This is a genomic window from Cellulomonas sp., assembly GCF_035634735.1.
Classification (GTDB): domain Bacteria; phylum Actinomycetota; class Actinomycetes; order Actinomycetales; family Cellulomonadaceae; genus Cellulomonas.
This window is the reverse complement of record NZ_DASQCJ010000034.1, coordinates 1-14,580: the sequence shown is the minus strand read 5'-3', so window position 1 is coordinate 14,580 and position 14,580 is coordinate 1. Positions and strand designations below refer to the sequence as shown.

Annotated in this window: 18 protein-coding genes and 1 pseudogene; 9 read left to right on the top strand and 10 right to left on the bottom strand. The window is 76.2% G+C overall.

Annotation, left to right across the window (positions count from 1 at the left end; translation table 11 throughout):
• The 7 genes from VER05_RS03155 to VER05_RS03125 form a co-directional block, all read left to right on the top strand.
• A partial coding sequence (locus VER05_RS03155; protein WP_324843945.1) for a SufD family Fe-S cluster assembly protein occupies positions 1-460 on the top strand: 460 nt, incomplete at its 5' end.
• Positions 460-1,803 carry a Fe-S cluster assembly protein SufD gene (gene sufD, locus VER05_RS03150; protein WP_324843944.1) on the top strand — a complete coding sequence of 448 codons (1,344 nt, stop codon included), beginning with the start codon at positions 460-462 and terminating at the stop codon, positions 1,801-1,803. The genes VER05_RS03155 and sufD, both read left to right, overlap by 1 nt.
• Entirely contained in the window at positions 1,800-2,132 is a 333-nt protein-coding gene (locus VER05_RS03145) for a non-heme iron oxygenase ferredoxin subunit (RefSeq protein ID WP_166939651.1), read from the top strand. The genes sufD and VER05_RS03145 overlap by 4 nt, the downstream gene beginning before the upstream one ends.
• Before the next feature lie 19 nt (positions 2,133-2,151).
• Complete coding sequence (gene sufC, locus VER05_RS03140; RefSeq protein WP_158373515.1) at positions 2,152-2,916, top strand: Fe-S cluster assembly ATPase SufC; 765 nt, start codon at positions 2,152-2,154, stop codon at positions 2,914-2,916.
• A gap of 115 nt (positions 2,917-3,031) precedes the next feature.
• Complete coding sequence (locus VER05_RS03135) at positions 3,032-4,363, top strand: SufS family cysteine desulfurase (protein ID WP_324843943.1); 1,332 nt, start codon at positions 3,032-3,034, stop codon at positions 4,361-4,363.
• A 43-nt stretch (positions 4,364-4,406) separates the two neighbouring features.
• Positions 4,407-4,907 carry a Fe-S cluster assembly sulfur transfer protein SufU gene (gene sufU / locus VER05_RS03130; protein WP_239195314.1) on the top strand — a complete coding sequence of 167 codons (501 nt, stop codon included), beginning with the start codon at positions 4,407-4,409 and terminating at the stop codon, positions 4,905-4,907.
• Positions 4,904-5,260, top strand: a complete 357-nt coding sequence (locus tag VER05_RS03125; RefSeq protein WP_166939646.1) for a metal-sulfur cluster assembly factor — start codon at positions 4,904-4,906, stop codon at positions 5,258-5,260. Before sufU ends, VER05_RS03125 begins: the two co-directional genes overlap by 4 nt.
• 114 nt (positions 5,261-5,374) lie before the next feature.
• On the opposite strand, the gene ypfJ is transcribed toward VER05_RS03125, so the two are convergent.
• The 5 genes from ypfJ to VER05_RS03100 all read right to left on the bottom strand — a co-directional run bounded on the left by ypfJ (position 5,375) and on the right by VER05_RS03100 (position 9,218).
• On the bottom strand, positions 5,375-6,271 hold the full coding sequence (gene ypfJ / locus VER05_RS03120) for a KPN_02809 family neutral zinc metallopeptidase (protein WP_324843942.1): 897 nt from the start codon (positions 6,269-6,271) through the stop codon (positions 5,375-5,377).
• Between the two features lie 49 nt (positions 6,272-6,320).
• On the bottom strand, positions 6,321-7,163 hold the full coding sequence (locus VER05_RS03115) for a hypothetical protein (RefSeq protein ID WP_324843941.1): 843 nt from the start codon (positions 7,161-7,163) through the stop codon (positions 6,321-6,323).
• A gap of 65 nt (positions 7,164-7,228) precedes the next feature.
• Positions 7,229-7,831: an energy-coupling factor transporter transmembrane component T gene (locus VER05_RS03110; protein WP_324843940.1), complete on the bottom strand. Its 603-nt coding sequence runs from the start codon at positions 7,829-7,831 to the stop codon at positions 7,229-7,231.
• A complete protein-coding gene (locus tag VER05_RS03105; protein WP_324843939.1) occupies positions 7,828-8,547 on the bottom strand; it encodes an ABC transporter ATP-binding protein in 720 nt (239 codons plus the stop codon). The genes VER05_RS03110 and VER05_RS03105 overlap by 4 nt, the downstream gene beginning before the upstream one ends.
• Positions 8,544-9,218, bottom strand: coding sequence for a biotin transporter BioY (locus VER05_RS03100; RefSeq protein ID WP_324843938.1), 675 nt, complete (start codon positions 9,216-9,218; stop codon positions 8,544-8,546). The genes VER05_RS03105 and VER05_RS03100 overlap by 4 nt, the downstream gene beginning before the upstream one ends.
• Before the next feature lie 393 nt (positions 9,219-9,611).
• Here VER05_RS03100 and abc-f point away from each other — a divergent pair, with 393 nt between their 5' ends.
• Positions 9,612-11,210, top strand: coding sequence for a ribosomal protection-like ABC-F family protein (abc-f, locus tag VER05_RS03095; RefSeq protein WP_324843937.1), 1,599 nt, complete (start codon positions 9,612-9,614; stop codon positions 11,208-11,210).
• A gap of 13 nt (positions 11,211-11,223) precedes the next feature.
• Here the strand turns inward: abc-f and VER05_RS03090 are convergent, their stop codons facing one another.
• From VER05_RS03090 to VER05_RS03070, 5 genes are all read right to left on the bottom strand, one after another.
• Positions 11,224-12,108, bottom strand: a complete 885-nt coding sequence (locus VER05_RS03090) for an SURF1 family protein (RefSeq protein ID WP_324843936.1) — start codon at positions 12,106-12,108, stop codon at positions 11,224-11,226.
• Complete coding sequence (locus VER05_RS03085; RefSeq protein ID WP_324843935.1) at positions 12,105-12,398, bottom strand: hypothetical protein; 294 nt, start codon at positions 12,396-12,398, stop codon at positions 12,105-12,107. Before VER05_RS03085 ends, VER05_RS03090 begins: the two co-directional genes overlap by 4 nt.
• Positions 12,395-12,829, bottom strand: a complete 435-nt coding sequence (locus VER05_RS03080) for a DUF3099 domain-containing protein (RefSeq protein WP_324843934.1) — start codon at positions 12,827-12,829, stop codon at positions 12,395-12,397. Before VER05_RS03080 ends, VER05_RS03085 begins: the two co-directional genes overlap by 4 nt.
• Positions 12,830-12,890: 61 nt before the next feature.
• Positions 12,891-13,031 carry a hypothetical protein gene (locus tag VER05_RS03075; RefSeq protein WP_324843933.1) on the bottom strand — a complete coding sequence of 47 codons (141 nt, stop codon included), beginning with the start codon at positions 13,029-13,031 and terminating at the stop codon, positions 12,891-12,893.
• Positions 13,032-13,054: 23 nt separating this feature from the next.
• Positions 13,055-13,813, bottom strand: a complete 759-nt coding sequence (locus tag VER05_RS03070; protein WP_324843932.1) for a DUF1266 domain-containing protein — start codon at positions 13,811-13,813, stop codon at positions 13,055-13,057.
• Positions 13,814-13,999: 186 nt separating this feature from the next.
• On the opposite strand from VER05_RS03070, the pseudogene VER05_RS03065 reads away from it, so the two are divergent.
• Positions 14,000-14,580 (top strand): annotated as a pseudogene (locus VER05_RS03065) (hypothetical protein); the annotation flags it as partial.

Below are 14,580 nucleotides of genomic sequence, written 5' to 3'. Positions count from 1 at the left end.
GCTGTCCATCGCCTTCGCGGGCGAGGGCCAGCACCAGGACGCCGGCTGCAAGATGGTGCACGCCGCGCCGCACACCTCGTCGTCGATCGTGTCGAAGTCGGTGGCCCGCGGCGGCGGCCGGACCTCGTACCGCGGCCTGGTGCAGGTGCTGGAGGGCGCGAGCCACTCCGCCAGCAACGTCCTCTGCGACGCCCTGCTGGTCGACCAGATCTCGCGCTCGGACACCTACCCGTACGTCGACGTCCGCGAGGACGACGTGTCGATGGGCCACGAGGCGACGGTGTCCCGCGTCAGCGAGGACCAGCTGTTCTACCTGATGTCCCGCGGCATGACCGAGACCGAGGCCATGGCCATGATCGTGCGCGGGTTCGTCGAGCCCATCGCGCGCGAGCTCCCCATGGAGTACGCCCTCGAGCTGAACCGCCTGATCGAGCTGCAGATGGAAGGGGCCGTCGGCTGATGTCGACCACCACACCCGAGACCCCCGGTCTCTCCACCGACCACTCCCGCGCGACGGCCGACGAGGCGCACAGCCACGGCGTCGGCACCGTCCCCGAGTCGTCCCGCGCGGCCCGCGCCACCTCGTTCGAGGTCGCGGACTTCGCGGTGCCGAACGGGCGCGAGGAGGAGTGGCGGTTCTCGCCGGTCGACCGGCTCGCCCCGCTGTTCGCCCCGGAGACGGGCCGGCTCACGGGCCACGGCGTCCTCACCACGGTCGTGAACGCGCCCGAGGTCGAGGTCGAGATCGTGGACCGCGACGACGCCCGCCTGGGCCGCGCCGGCGAGCCCGGCGACCGTGCCGCGGCCGTCGCGTGGGCCTCGTTCCCGCGCGCCACGGTCGTGACGATCCCGGCCGAGGCCGTCGCGTCGACGGTGACCTCGGTGCGCGTCGAGGGCGTCGAGGGCCAGCTGGAGCCGACCGGCAGCCACCTGCTCGTGCACGCCAAGCCGATGTCGCAGGCGACGGTCGTCATCGACCACGTCGGGTCCGCGCTGCTCACCGAGACCGTCGAGGTCGTGGCGGAGGACGGCGCGCACCTGACCGTCGTCTCCGTGCAGGACTGGTCCGAGGGCGCCGTGCACAACGCGGCGCACCGGGTCCGGCTCGGCCGCGACGCGACCGTGAAGCACATCGTGGTCACGCTCGGCGGCGACGTCGTCCGGCTCACCCCGGACGCGGAGTTCGTCGGCGAGGGCGGCTCGGTCGAGATGCTCGGCGTGTACTTCGCCGACGCCGGCCAGCACCAGGAGCAGCGGCTGTTCGTCGACCACGCGGTCCCGAACTGCAAGTCCCGCGTCACCTACAAGGGCGCGCTGCAGGGCGAGGGCGCGCACACCGTGTGGGTCGGCGACGTGCTGATCCGCAAGGAGGCCGAGGGCACCGACACCTACGAGCTCAACCGCAACCTGGTCCTCACGGACGGGGCGCGCGCGGACTCGGTGCCGAACCTGGAGATCGAGACGGGCCTCATCGAGGGCGCGGGCCACGCCAGCGCCACCGGCCGGTTCGACGACGAGCAGCTGTTCTACCTGCGCTCGCGCGGCATCCCGGAGACGGACGCCCGCCGCCTGGTCGTGCGCGGCTTCTTCGCCGAGCTGATCCACCAGATCGGCGTGCCCGAGGTCGAGGAGCGGCTCATCGCCGCGATCGAGGCCGAGCTGGCGCAGTCGATGACGGAGTTCCAGGGCGCCGCGGCCGTCGCCGGCGGCGACCTCGCCTCCGACATCACGCCGGAGACCGACGCCGAGCGCGCGATCCTCGCCGAGCCCGCCTCCGTCGCCTCGGCGGACGAGCCGGCATGACCGCACAGCTCGCGTGCATGACGTCCGACGTCCCCGAGGCCGGCACGTTCCGTGTCGAGCTCGAGGGGCCGTCGGGCCCCGTCGAGGTCGCGGTCGTCCGCGACGAGGACGGCGCGCTGCACGCCATCAGCGACATCTGCTCGCACGGGGCGGTGTCGCTGTCCGACGGCGAGGTCGAGGGCTGCACCGTGGAGTGCTGGCTGCACGGGTCGCGGTTCGACCTGCGCACCGGCGAGCCGCTGGGCCCCCCGGCCGTCCGCCCCGTCCCCGTCTACCCCCTGACCGTCGACGGCGAGCGCGTGCTCGTCGACGTCGACGGCGCTGCCTGAGCTTTCCGAGGAGAACCCCATGCCCACCCTGGAGATCCGCGACCTGCACGTCAGCGTCGAGACGAAGGAGGGTCCGAAGCCGATCCTCCGCGGCGTCGACCTGACCATCAACAGCGGCGAGACGCACGCCATCATGGGCCCCAACGGCTCCGGCAAGTCCACGCTGGCCTACTCGCTCGCCGGGCACCCGAAGTACGAGATCACCTCCGGCACCGTCACGCTGGACGGCGAGGACCTCGTCGCCATGTCGGCCGACGAGCGCGCCCGCGCCGGCCTGTTCCTCGCCATGCAGTACCCGGTCGAGGTCCCCGGCGTCTCGGTGTCGAACTTCCTGCGCACCGCGAAGACCGCGATCGACGGCGAGGCGCCCGCGCTCCGCACGTGGATCAAGGACGTCGACGGCGCCATGGAGCGCCTGCGCATGGACTCCTCGTTCGCCGAGCGCTCGGTCAACGAGGGCTTCTCCGGCGGCGAGAAGAAGCGCCACGAGATCCTGCAGATGGAGCTCCTGAAGCCCCAGTTCGCGATCCTCGACGAGACCGACTCCGGCCTCGACGTCGACGCGCTGCGCATCGTCTCCGAGGGCGTGAACCGCGCCAAGGAGTCGACCGACGTGGGCGTCCTGCTCATCACGCACTACACGCGCATCCTCCGGTACATCCAGCCGGACTTCGTGCACGTGTTCGTCGACGGCCGGATCGCCGAGGAGGGCGGGCCCGAGCTCGCCGAGCGCCTCGAGAACGAGGGCTACGACCGGTTCCTGACCTCGGGCGCCTCCGCCTGACGGTCTGACCCGCGGCCCCGGGGCGGCGGCGCGACGACGCCGCGGCCCCGGGGCCCGCACACCCCGGAGGGCGACCGGGCACCACGCCACGACGCACGACGACGAGGACACCGAGATGACCGACACGCTGGACCGGGCCGCGCAGGACGGGCAGGGGCGGACGCTGGACGCCGCCGAGCTGGCCGCCGTGCGCGCGGACTTCCCCCTGCTGCAGCGGACCGTCCGCGACGGCCGGCCGCTGGTCTACCTGGACTCGGGCGCGACCTCGCAGAAGCCCGAGGTCGTCCTCGACGCCGAGCAGGACTTCTACACGCAGCGGAACGCCGCCGTGCACCGCGGCGCGCACCAGCTCGCCGAGGAGGCCACCGAGGCGTTCGAGACGGCCCGGCACGAGGTCGCCTCGTTCGTGGGCGTCGCCGACGACGAGCTGGTCTGGACGTCGAACGCCACCGCGGGCCTGAACCTCGTGGCGTACGCGATGTCCAACGCGACCCTGGGCCGCGGCGGCGAGGCCGCCCGCCGGTTCGCGCTGGCCCCCGGCGACGAGATCGTCGTGACCGAGGCCGAGCACCACGCGAACCTCGTGCCGTGGCAGGAGCTCGCGGCCCGCACCGGCGCCACGCTGCGCTGGCTGGGCGTGGCCGACGACGGCCGCATCCGGGTCGACGAGCTCGACACGGTCGTCACGGAGCGCACCAAGGTGCTCGCGTTCACGCACGCCTCCAACGTCACCGGGGCCGTCACGCCGGTCGCGCCGTTCGTGGCCCGGGCCCGCGAGGTCGGCGCGCTCACGGTGCTCGACGCGTGCCAGAGCGTGCCGCACCTGCCGGTCGACCTGGCCGCGCTCGGCGTCGACTTCGCCGCGTTCTCCGGGCACAAGATGCTCGGCCCGACCGGCGTGGGCGCGCTGTACGGCCGCCGCGAGCTGCTCGAGGCCATGCCGCCGGTGACCACCGGCGGGTCGATGGTCGAGGTCGTCACGATGGAGCAGACGACGTACGCGCCGCCGCCGCGCCGGTTCGAGGCCGGGACCCAGATGGTGTCCCAGGCCGTCGGCATGGGCGCCGCCGCGACGTACCTGGCCGAGCTCGGCATGGACGCGGTCGCCGCGCACGAGCGGCGCCTCGCCGGCCTACTGCTCGACGCCGTCGCCTCGGTGCCGGGCGTGCGGGTGATCGGACCCGCGGACAACGTGGACCGGCTCGCGACCGTGGCGTTCGTCGTCGACGGCGTGCACGCGCACGACGTGGGGCAGGTCCTCGACGACGCCGGCGTGGCCGTGCGGGTCGGGCACCACTGCGCGCAGCCGCTGCACCGCCGGTTCGGCGTGGCCGCGACCGCCCGCGCGTCCGCGGCCGTCTACACGACGGACGAGGAGATCGCGGTGTTCCGGGAAGCACTGGCGGGGGTCCGGACGTTCTTCGGACTGGACGAGGGCACTGCCTGATACTGGCAAGACCAGCAGACCGAGAGAGCGAGAGCCGCACCGCATGAGCACCGGCATGGAGCAGCTGTACCAGCAGCTGATCCTCGACCACGCCAAGCACCCCGCCCACCGCGGGGCGCAGGAGGCGTACGACGTCGAGGTCCACCACGTGAACCCCACCTGCGGGGACGAGGTGACGCTGCGCGTGCGCCTGGACGCCGACGCGTCGGGCGCGCCGGTCATCGGCGAGCTCACCTGGACGGGCCAGGGCTGCTCGATCTCGCAGGCCTCCGCGTCGGTGATGTCGCAGGCCGTCGCCGGCGGGTCCGTCGAGCACGCGCTCGCGCTGTCCGACGACTTCCGCGAGCTGATGGACTCCCGCGGCGTGCTGCCCGAGAAGTTCGAGGGCGACGGGCTGGCCGAGGAGATGGAGGACGCCGTCGCGTTCGTCGGCGTCGCCCGGTACCCCGCCCGCATCAAGTGCGCCCTGCTCGGCTGGGCGGCCATGAAGGACGCGGTGGCGCAGGCCGCCGCGACGACCACGAACCCCGAGGAGGGGCGATGAGCGACACCACGGTGTCCCCGGAGCAGGACGGCGCCGCGCCGGCGCCCGTGAACGCCGCCGACGTCGAGGAGGCGCTGCGCGACGTCATCGACCCCGAGCTCGGCGTCAACGTCGTCGACCTCGGCCTGGTCTACGGCATCGCCATCGAGCAGGGCCGCAACGTGGTCATCGACATGACGCTCACCTCGGCGGCGTGCCCGCTGACGGACGTCATCGAGGACCAGGCGGGCACGTCGCTCGAGGGCCTGGTCGACTCGGTGCGGATCAACTGGGTCTGGATGCCGCCGTGGGGCCCGGAGAAGATCACCGACGACGGCCGCGCCATGATGCGGGCGCTCGGCTTCAACATCTGAGCCCTGCGCGCGTGGCGCCCCGGACGCCGAGATAGGGCCTCCACGCCGAGGGAGGACCGTGGACGGTCCTACCTCGCGTGGGCGGACCTATCTCGGCGTCAGTGCGTCGGCGCGTCAGAGCGAGGCGGCCGCGAAGGTGTCGCAGGAGGCGACCGTGCCGTCGCGGTAGCCGGTCATGAACCAGCGCTGCCGCTGCTCGCTCGACCCGTGCGTCCAGGTGTCCGGGTTCACGCCGCCCGCGGACTGCTGCTGGATGTGGTCGTCGCCGACGGCCGCCGCCGCGGACAGCGCCTCGGCGAGCTGTGCGTCGGTGATCGGGTCGAGGAACGGGGTGCCCGTCGCCGGGTTCACCGTCGTCGCCGCGTCCCCGGCCCACAGGCCGGCGTAGCAGTCGGCCTGCAGCTCGACGCGCACGGAGTCGGAGTCGTCGCCGGTGCCGGACCGGTCGGCGCTGTCGAAGATCCCCGTGAGCTGCTGGATGTGGTGCCCGTACTCGTGCGCGACCACGTACTCCTCGGCGAGCGGCCCGCCCTGCGCGCCGTACTGCGAGGACAGCAGGTCGTAGAACGACAGGTCCAGGTAGATGGTGCGGTCCGGCGGGCAGTAGAACGGCCCCGTCGCCGCCGAGGCGCTGCCGCAGCCGGTCTCGGTGGCGTCCTGGAACGACACCACGGCGGGCTCGACGTCCGGGTCCTGGGCCAGCTCCGGCAGCGTCCGCTGCCAGTACTCGTCGAGCGCCTGCACCGTCGCCGACAGGCGGCACTCCCGCTCGGCGTTGGCCTGCTCGGCCGAGCACTCGCCGATCTGCGCGACCTGCTCCTGCGAGCCGGCGCCGGTCCCGCCGTCGCCGCCGGACAGCAGCTGCGCCGGGTTGCCGCCGAGCAGCGTCACGACCACCACGAGCACCAGCGTGCCGAGGCCGCCGCCCACCGCGATGCCCCGCCCGCGGCCGCCGCCGCTGCGGGACTGCACGCGACCGCCCTCGAACCGGCCGCCGTCCTGGAACGTCATGCCGGGGACGGTAGCCCGGGGGGCGGCGGTCCGCCCGGCGAGCGGGTCGTCAGGGCGTGGTGCTCGGCGCGGGCGTCGGCGCGTCCGCGGCCGCGACCGTGACCCGGAGGTCCGGCCGGGCGTCGGCGACCTCCCGGGCCGCGTCCAGGGCGCCGGGGTCGACGCGGAGCCACGCGGCGGTGCGGTTCACGCTGCCCGAGCGGACCGGCACGCCGGCGTGCGCCAGGTCCCCGAGCAGCGCGGCCGCGGGGCTGGACGCGGGCCGCGCCGTGATCGTCCGGCCGTCCGGGAGGGTGGCCGTGACGTCGGCGTCGGCCCAGTCGGCGACCGCGCCGCCCAGCCCCGTCACCAGGGCGGCGGCCTGCGCGGCGTCGGCCACGTCCGCCGCGACGGTCGTGCCCACGGCGGTCGAGGCGCTGCTGCCGGTGTCGACGGGGACCCCGTCCGGGCGGATCGTCAGGGACCCGCCCGCGACGAGCGCGGCCACGGCGTCGCGCCGGTCCAGCTGCTCCGCGGGGTCCCGGTCCGGGTCGAGGGTCAGCACCACGTCGGTGCCGTCGACGTCCTGCGCGAGCCTGACCTCCAGGTCGCCGCCCGCGTCGCGCATGAGCCCGGTGGCGCGCGCGACGACGGCGAGCGCGTCCTCGCGCGTCGCGCCCGGGTCCAGCCGCACGTCGGCGGCCGCGCTCCCGGTCCAGGGGAGCGGGTTCTGGCCGCTGCCCACCACCTCGGCGACGCCCGGGGCGTCCCGGAGCGCGGCCTCGGCCTGGTCGGCGAGGTCGCTCCCGCGGTTCACCGGCCCGCACGCGGCGACGGCGAGCAGGGTCAGGGCGGCGAGCGTGGCGAGGGCGGCCCGGGCTTCGCCGCGGGTCGTCGTCGTGGTGGTGCGCACGCGGGTCCTCCCGTCGGGGGCGCCGTGCGGTCGGCGCGCCCCGGGCACGCTAGCGGGTCCGTGGGTCAGTCGACGATGCCGCGCGCCGCCAGCGCCTCGCCCAGGTCCCGCGCCCGCCCGACCACCCGGAGCACCGCCGGGGTCAGCCACACCCGCGGGTCGCGCTCGGCGCCGCGGGCGCGGGCGGCGTCCCGGACCTCGTGCACCGTGCGGGCGATCTCCGGGACCGTGCGCAGCACCAGCGCGACCGCCAGGGCGACCAGGTCCGGCGGGACGCCGACCCGGCGCAGCGGGCGGGCGGCACCGGCGAGGGCGTCGAGCAGCCGGTCGGCGGGTGTGGTGGCGGTGACCACCGCGGCGCCGAGCACGAGCGTGAGCAGGTCGGCGACCACCTCGACGGCGGGCCCGGGTCCGCGGGCCCAGGCCTGGTACGCGCCGGCGAGCAGCGCCGTCACGAGCACCGGCAGCAGCCCCCGGAGCGTGGCGCGCGGGGGGAGCGCGGCGACGGCGGCGGCGGCGACCGCCAGCCCGAGCAGCCCCAGCGACGCCGGCACGCCCCGGGTCGCGACGACCGCGACGCCGAGCAGCGCCAGCGCCGCGAGCTTCGCCCCGACCGGGGCCCGGTCCAGCGGGGTGCGGGCGGTGCGGTGCGCGCCGAGCAGCGTCACGCGGGCTCGACCGCCATCAGCGCCCGGTAGGCGTCGAGCGCGGGACCGGGCGCGCCGTCGTGCACCACGCGGCCCCCGTCGACCACCAGGACCCGGTCGGCGCGCGCGGCGGCGTCGAGGTCGTGCGTCACCTGGACCACCTGCTGCGGGAGGTCGGCCAGCAGCCCGTCGACCACCCGGCGCCACCGGAGGTCGAGCAGGGTGGTGGGCTCGTCGCAGACCAGGACGGCCGGCTCGGTCGCGAGCACCGCGGCGAGCGCGAGCAGCTGCCGCTGACCGCCGGACAGCGCCCGGACGGGGAGGTCGGCGCGGGAGGCCAGGCCGACGCGGCCCAGCGCCTCCCGGGCCCGGGCGTCGCGCTCGCGGGCCGGGACGCCGAGCCGGCGCAGGGACAGCGCGACGTCCTCGACCGGGGTGGGCATCACGACCTGGGCGTCGGGGTCGGTGAACAGGAAGCCGACCCGGCGGCGCACCGCGGCCCCGTCCCGCGCGGTGTCCAGGCCGTCGACCCGGACCGCGCCCGCGGACGGCAGCGTCAGGCCGTTCAGCAGCCGGGCGAGCGTCGACTTCCCGGAGCCGTTCGCGCCGACGACGGCGACCCGGCGCTCGGCCAGCGTCGCGGTCACCGGGCCGAGCAGCGTCACGACGCGCTCGGACCCGCGGCGGGCCTCGCCCGGCGCGTACGCGGTGACGACCGCGTCGTCGAGCTCGATCACCGGCCGCGCAGCAGATCCGGGAAGGCGCGCAGCGCGGCCGCGGCGACCACGGCGGCGAGCGCGTTCTTGATCAGGTCGCCGGGCAGGAACACGGCACCGGCGGCGACGGCCTCGGACGCCGACAGGCCCAGCCGCCAGCCCATCACGGCGATGCCCAGCGGGTGGATCACCAGCAGCGAGCCCGCCGTCGCGGCGCCGAACAGCGCGGGTACCCGCCACCGGCCCGGCGCACGGCGGGCCAGCAGCCCGAGCCCGCCGGCGATCGCGGCGGCCGCGGGGAACGCGAGCAGGTAGCCGGCCGACGGCGAGGCCAGCACGCCCAGCCCGCCGACCGCGCCCGAGAGCACCGGGACGCCGGCCAGGCCGACGGCCACGTAGAGCAGCAGGGCGAGCGCGCCGCGGCGCGGGCCGAGCACGAGGCCGGTGAGCGCGACGCCGAAGGTCTGCAGCGTGATCGGGACCGCTCCGCCGGTCGGGATCGCGGGCAGCACGGCGCACACCGCGACGAAGGCGGCGAACGTGGCGACCAGCGCGACGTCGGTGGCGACCGAGGCGCGGGCCACGGGGGCCGGGGCGGTCGCGGGGGCGCCGGGCGCGCCGGACGCGGCGGGTGCGACGTGCGCGGCGGCGACGTCGGCCGCGGGGACGGCCTCGGGGCGGTGCTCGGACATCGGACCTCGCGGGGGTGCGGGCGGCTGGGGGAGCGGCGTGCGGCGCGGGGGCGCGGTCGCCGGACGCCACGCTAGTGCGGCGGGCCCCCGGGGGGTCGTGCGGGTGCGCCCAACGCTGCGGGCGCGCCCCTGTCGACTTCCGCACCCGTGCACCCCCGCTGACTTCGGCACTTCCGGGCCGAGTTCGGCGCCCCGAGCTGCCGAGCTCGGCACCGGACTGCCGAGCTCGGCGCCCGGGCGGACACCCGCGGAGGTGGGGGAGGCCACGGAATTCCCGTCGGGGTCGTGGCGCTGGGACTCGTAGGATGGGCGGCGTTTGTGCCGGCCCGCGACGACGGGGCGCGCGGCATCGACCCGCGAGCGTGCACGGCAAGAGGGAGCAGGGACAACCGAGTGATCACCGTTCAGGGCGTCGAGCTGCGCGTGGGTGCCCGCGTGCTGCTCTCCGAGGCGACCTTCCGCGTCGCGGCGGGCGACCGCATCGGCCTCGTCGGCCGCAACGGCGCCGGCAAGACCACGCTGACCAGGACGCTGGCGGGGGAGACCCAGCCGACCGGCGGGCAGATCAGCCGCAGCGGCGACATCGGCTACCTGCCGCAGGACCCCCGCTCGGGTGAGCTGTCCGACCTGGCGATGTCCCGGGTGCTCTCCGCGCGCGGCCTGGACCGGATCATCGCGCAGATGCGCGAGACCGAGGGCCTGATGGCGTCCACCGACGACGCGGTGCGCGAGGCCGCCATGGAGCGGTACCCGAAGCTCGAGGCGCGGTTCGTCGCGGGCGGCGGGTACGCCGCCGAGAGCGAGGCGCACCGGATCACCGCCAACCTCGGCCTGGACGACCGGGTGCTCGGCCAGCCGCTCAGCACCCTGTCCGGCGGCCAGCGCCGCCGGGTCGAGCTCGCGCGCATCCTGTTCTCCGGCAACGACACGCTGCTGCTCGACGAGCCGACCAACCACCTGGACGCCGACTCGATCGCCTGGCTGCGCGACTACCTCAAGACGTACCCGGGCGGCTTCGTGGTCATCAGCCACGACGTCGACCTGCTGCGCGCCACCGTGAACAAGGTGTTCCACCTGGACGCGAACCGCGGCGAGCTCGACCAGTACAACCTCGGCTGGGACGCCTACGTGCTGCAGCGCGAGACGGACGAGAAGCGCCGCCGCCGCGAGCGGGCGAACGCCGAGAAGAAGGCCGGCGCGCTGCTGGCCCAGGCGGACAAGATGCGCGCGAAGGCCACCAAGGCGGTCGCGGCGCAGAACATGGCCCGCCGCGCCGAGCGGATGCTGTCCGGCCTCGACGAGGTCCGCGCGTCCGACAAGGTCGCCAGGCTGCGGTTCCCCGAGCCCGCCGCGTGCGGGCGCACCCCGCTGACGGCGTCCGACCTGTCGAAGTCCTACGGCTCGCAGGAGGTGTTCGCCGGCGTCGACCTGGCGATCGACCGCGGCTCGCGCGTCGTCGTGCTCGGCCTCAACGGCGCGGGCAAGACCACGCTGCTGCGGATGCTCGCCGGGCTGCAGGAGTCGGACACCGGCGAGGTGAAGCCGGGCCACGGGCTCAAGCTCGGGTACTACGCGCAGGAGCACGAGACGCTCGACATGGACCGCACGGTCGTCGAGAACCTGCGCTCGTCGGCGCCCGACCTGACCGACACCCAGGTGCGGTCGGTGCTGGGCTCGTTCCTGTTCTCGGGCGACGACGCCGACAAGCCCGCCAAGGTGCTGTCCGGCGGCGAGAAGACCCGGCTGGCGCTCGCGGCGCTGGTCGTGTCGTCGGCGAACGTGCTGCTGCTCGACGAGCCCACCAACAACCTCGACCCGGCCAGCCGCGAGGAGATCCTGGCGGCGCTGCGCGGGTACACCGGCGCGGTCGTGCTGGTGAGCCACGACGAGGGGGCCGTCGAGGCGCTGAACCCGGAGCGGGTCGTGCTGCTGCCGGACGGCGACGAGGACCTGTGGAACCCGTCCTACCTGGACCTGGTGACCCTGGCCTGACGGGCCCGGGTCGTCAGCCGAGTTGCGAGTCGATCAGGGCGTCCTCGGCCTCCTCGTCCGAGGTGCGCCGGCGCCGCGACTGCTGCGCGGGTGCCGGGCGCGCCGGCCGCGGGGTGCCGTCGCCCCCGGCGCCGCCCGGGGCGTCGTCGCCCGCGGCCTCGGCGCCCTCCAGCAGCTCGCGCCGCGCCAGCCAGCCGAACGCCGCCAGCGACCCGACCGAGAACGTCCACCACTGGAACGCGTACGACAGGTGCGAGCCGGGGTCGGTGCTGGGCGCGGGGAGGCGGCCGAGCGCGGTCGCGGGGGCGGGGGTCTCCTCGACGAGCCCGCCGTAGCCGCCGTACGACTCCGCGGCCGAGCCGCCGGCCGCGAGCACCTGGCCGACGTTGATCGCCTGCACCTGCCCGGCCGGCGCGGACCGCGGGTCGGCGGGCTCGTCGGGGCGCAGGTGCACGGTGACGGCGACCTCGCCGGCCGGCGGCGCGGGCACGTCGAGCTCGCCGCTGGCGTCGTCGTCCCAGGCCACCCACCCGCGGTCGACGACCAGCGCCGACCCGTCCTCGAGCACCAGCGGGGTGACGACGTGGAACCCGGGCTGGCTGTTCACCGGGCGGTTGCGCAGCAGGACGGTCGCGTCGGCGTCGTAGGTGCCGGTCACGGTCGCCTGCCGCCACACGTCGCCCGGGTCGAGCGTCGCGCCGGGCTCCGGCAGCAGCGCGTCGAGCGGGACGGGGTCGGCGGAGTAGTTCTGCTCGACCAGCCGGATCGCGGCGTCCCGGGCGACGTGCCGGTGCCACTGCCAGCGGCCGAGGAACACGCACGCGACCGACACGGCCACCGCGAGCAGGACCAGCCCGACGGCGCGCCGGGCCGCGGGGTTGCCGCGCAGCAGCCTCATCGCGCCCCCGGGAGGCCGGGCAGCCCGCCGAGCCCGGGCAGCCCCGGCCGCTCGCCGAGCTCGATCCGGGGGAGGTCCGCGACCGGCACCGTGTCCTGGTGGAACGCGCGCACCCGCAGGTACTGCTCGAGGTGCTCCCGATGCTCGTCGCAGGCGAGCCACACCTTGCGGCGCTCGGGGGTGTGCAGCCGGGGGTTGTTCCAGAGCACGCCCCAGGACGCGTCGGCGCGGCAGCCGCGGGCGCTGCACACGAGGTCCTCGCCGACGGCGTCGGGGGTGGGCGCGGTCATCGGGGGCCTCCGGGGGTGTCGTCGTCCGGCCGGCCCTCGCCCGCCGGGGTGCCGTCGTCGCCGGGCGCGGGCCCCGCGGCCCCGCGGTCGTCCCGCGCGTCGCCCGCCCCCGGGGGAGCCGGCGCGACCGGCCGCGCGGTCGGCGCCGCGTCCAGCAGGTGCGGGACGTACCCGGGGGGAGCGTCGTCGCGACGCTCGCGGCCGGCGTTGGCGAACAGCACGGCGATGTACGGCAGGACCACGGCGCCGACGATCAGCACGAGGCTGACCCACAGCGGCACGCGGCTCCAGGTGAGCACGGCCAGCACGAAGCACACCACCCGGATCCCCATCTGGATCAGGTAGCGGCGGGCCCGGCGCGCCTGGTCGGCGCCCAGGGGCTCGGGGGCGCTGGTGATGCTCTGCGCCGGTTCGGGGTTCCGCCTGCTCACACCTGATCGTAGGCGCCGCCGGGCGTTCCTCTCTCCCGGCGGCGCCCCGGTCTCAGCCCGCTCACAGCCGGCGGGCGGCGTTCTGCAGGAACGCGTGCACCGCGGGCCGCAGGTCGTCGCCCCAGAGGGCGACGACGACCATGCCGGCCAGGACCAGCACGCCGAGCACGACCCAGCGGCGTCCGCGCGCGGGGCTCCTCATGACCGCTCCGTCCCCGCCCCTCGTCAGTAGGCCAGCCGCAGCCAGGGCGAGCCCTCGACCTTCAGCAGGTCGTCGACCGCCCCGTTGAACGCGGCGATGTCGCCGTCGACCGGGTTCCGGCTCGTGCCGGCGGTCCAGAACGCCCGCCCGACGACGAACGCCCGGCCGAACTCCTCCCAGCCGCGGTACGCCGGGCGCGCGAGCCCGACGGCCTCGCCCATGGCGTCCCAGGCGCGGTCGGGGGTCACCAGGCCCGCGTCGAGCAGCAGGCGGCTCAGGTGCACGACGCGCGCGGCGTCCCACGCGACGATGCTCGCCGGCAGCGGGTCCGGCAGCGCGGAGTGGCCGCCGACCGCGGCCGCGCCGGTCCAGCCGACGTACCACTGCTGGGCGCGCGCCGGGTCGAGCCCGCGGTCGGCGGCCTCCTGGCTGATGCGGGCCTGGTGCTCGCGCTGCAGCGCGCGGCCGTTGCGCGAGGCGAACACCTCGTCGACCCGCGGGGACACCAGCGCGTAGTAGCCGCGGTGGCCCTGGTGCAGCAGGAACGCGTACGCGCCGTCGACGTCGTCGGGGCCGTGGACGTCCCAGGCGCCCGCGAGCAGCTGCTGCGCCGTCGCCGGGTCGGCCTCCATGGTGGGCGCGTTCATCGGCAGGTGGCCCGCGGCGGCGTACACGGCGCCGAGCGCGAGCGCGCGGTCCTGCTCCGGGGTCAGCGCGGGCGCGCCCTCGAGCATCGTGAAGTCGGACGAGAACATCGCCTTGAGCTTGTCGAACAGACCCATCGGTGCGGCTCCTGGGTGGACGGGGCGCCGTGCGGCCACGGCGCGGGGAGCACCATCGCACGGGGCCGACGGGCGGCTGCGCAGCCGTTCCGAACGAACCCGAACGCGGGCGGCGACGCCCGGACCAGCGCCCCGGCCGCGTGGACGGGACTCCGCCGGCCGCCCCGGGGTGGCTAGCCTGGGGCGGTGCCCGATGTCGCCCCGCCGCCGGACCCGGCTCGCTGGGACGACCTCACCGGCCGCCTGCGTGCCCTGCGCGCCGCCGCCGGCTCCCCGTCCTACGCCGACCTCGTCCGGCGCGTCGACGCCGTCCGCGCCGCGCGCGGCGTGCCCGGGCCCGAGCGGCGTCCCGGCCGGGTGACGGTGTACGACGCGTTCCGGGACGGGCGGGCGCGGCTGGACGTCGAGCTGGTCGCCGACCTGGTGCGCGCGCTCGGCGGCACCGCGGACGACGCGGCCCGGTGGCGGGCGGCGCACGCGGCGGTGGCGACGGCGCTCGCGGCCCCGCGGGCCGGGGGGACCGGGGCAGGCGTCGGGCGGGACGGGGGAGCGGCGGGCGTCGGGCCGGACGGGGGAGCGGCGGGCGCCGGCCCGCTGCGCGCGCCCGACGACTGGGCCCCGGCGCCCGTGCTGCGCGGGCGGGACGCCGAGCTGGCGGAGCTGCTGGCCTGGGCCGCAGGTGCGGACGCCGGTGCGGGTGGGGACGCGGGCGCGGGTTCCGACGTCCCTGCGGGCGACCTGGCCGGTGCGGACGACGGCGGTGACGA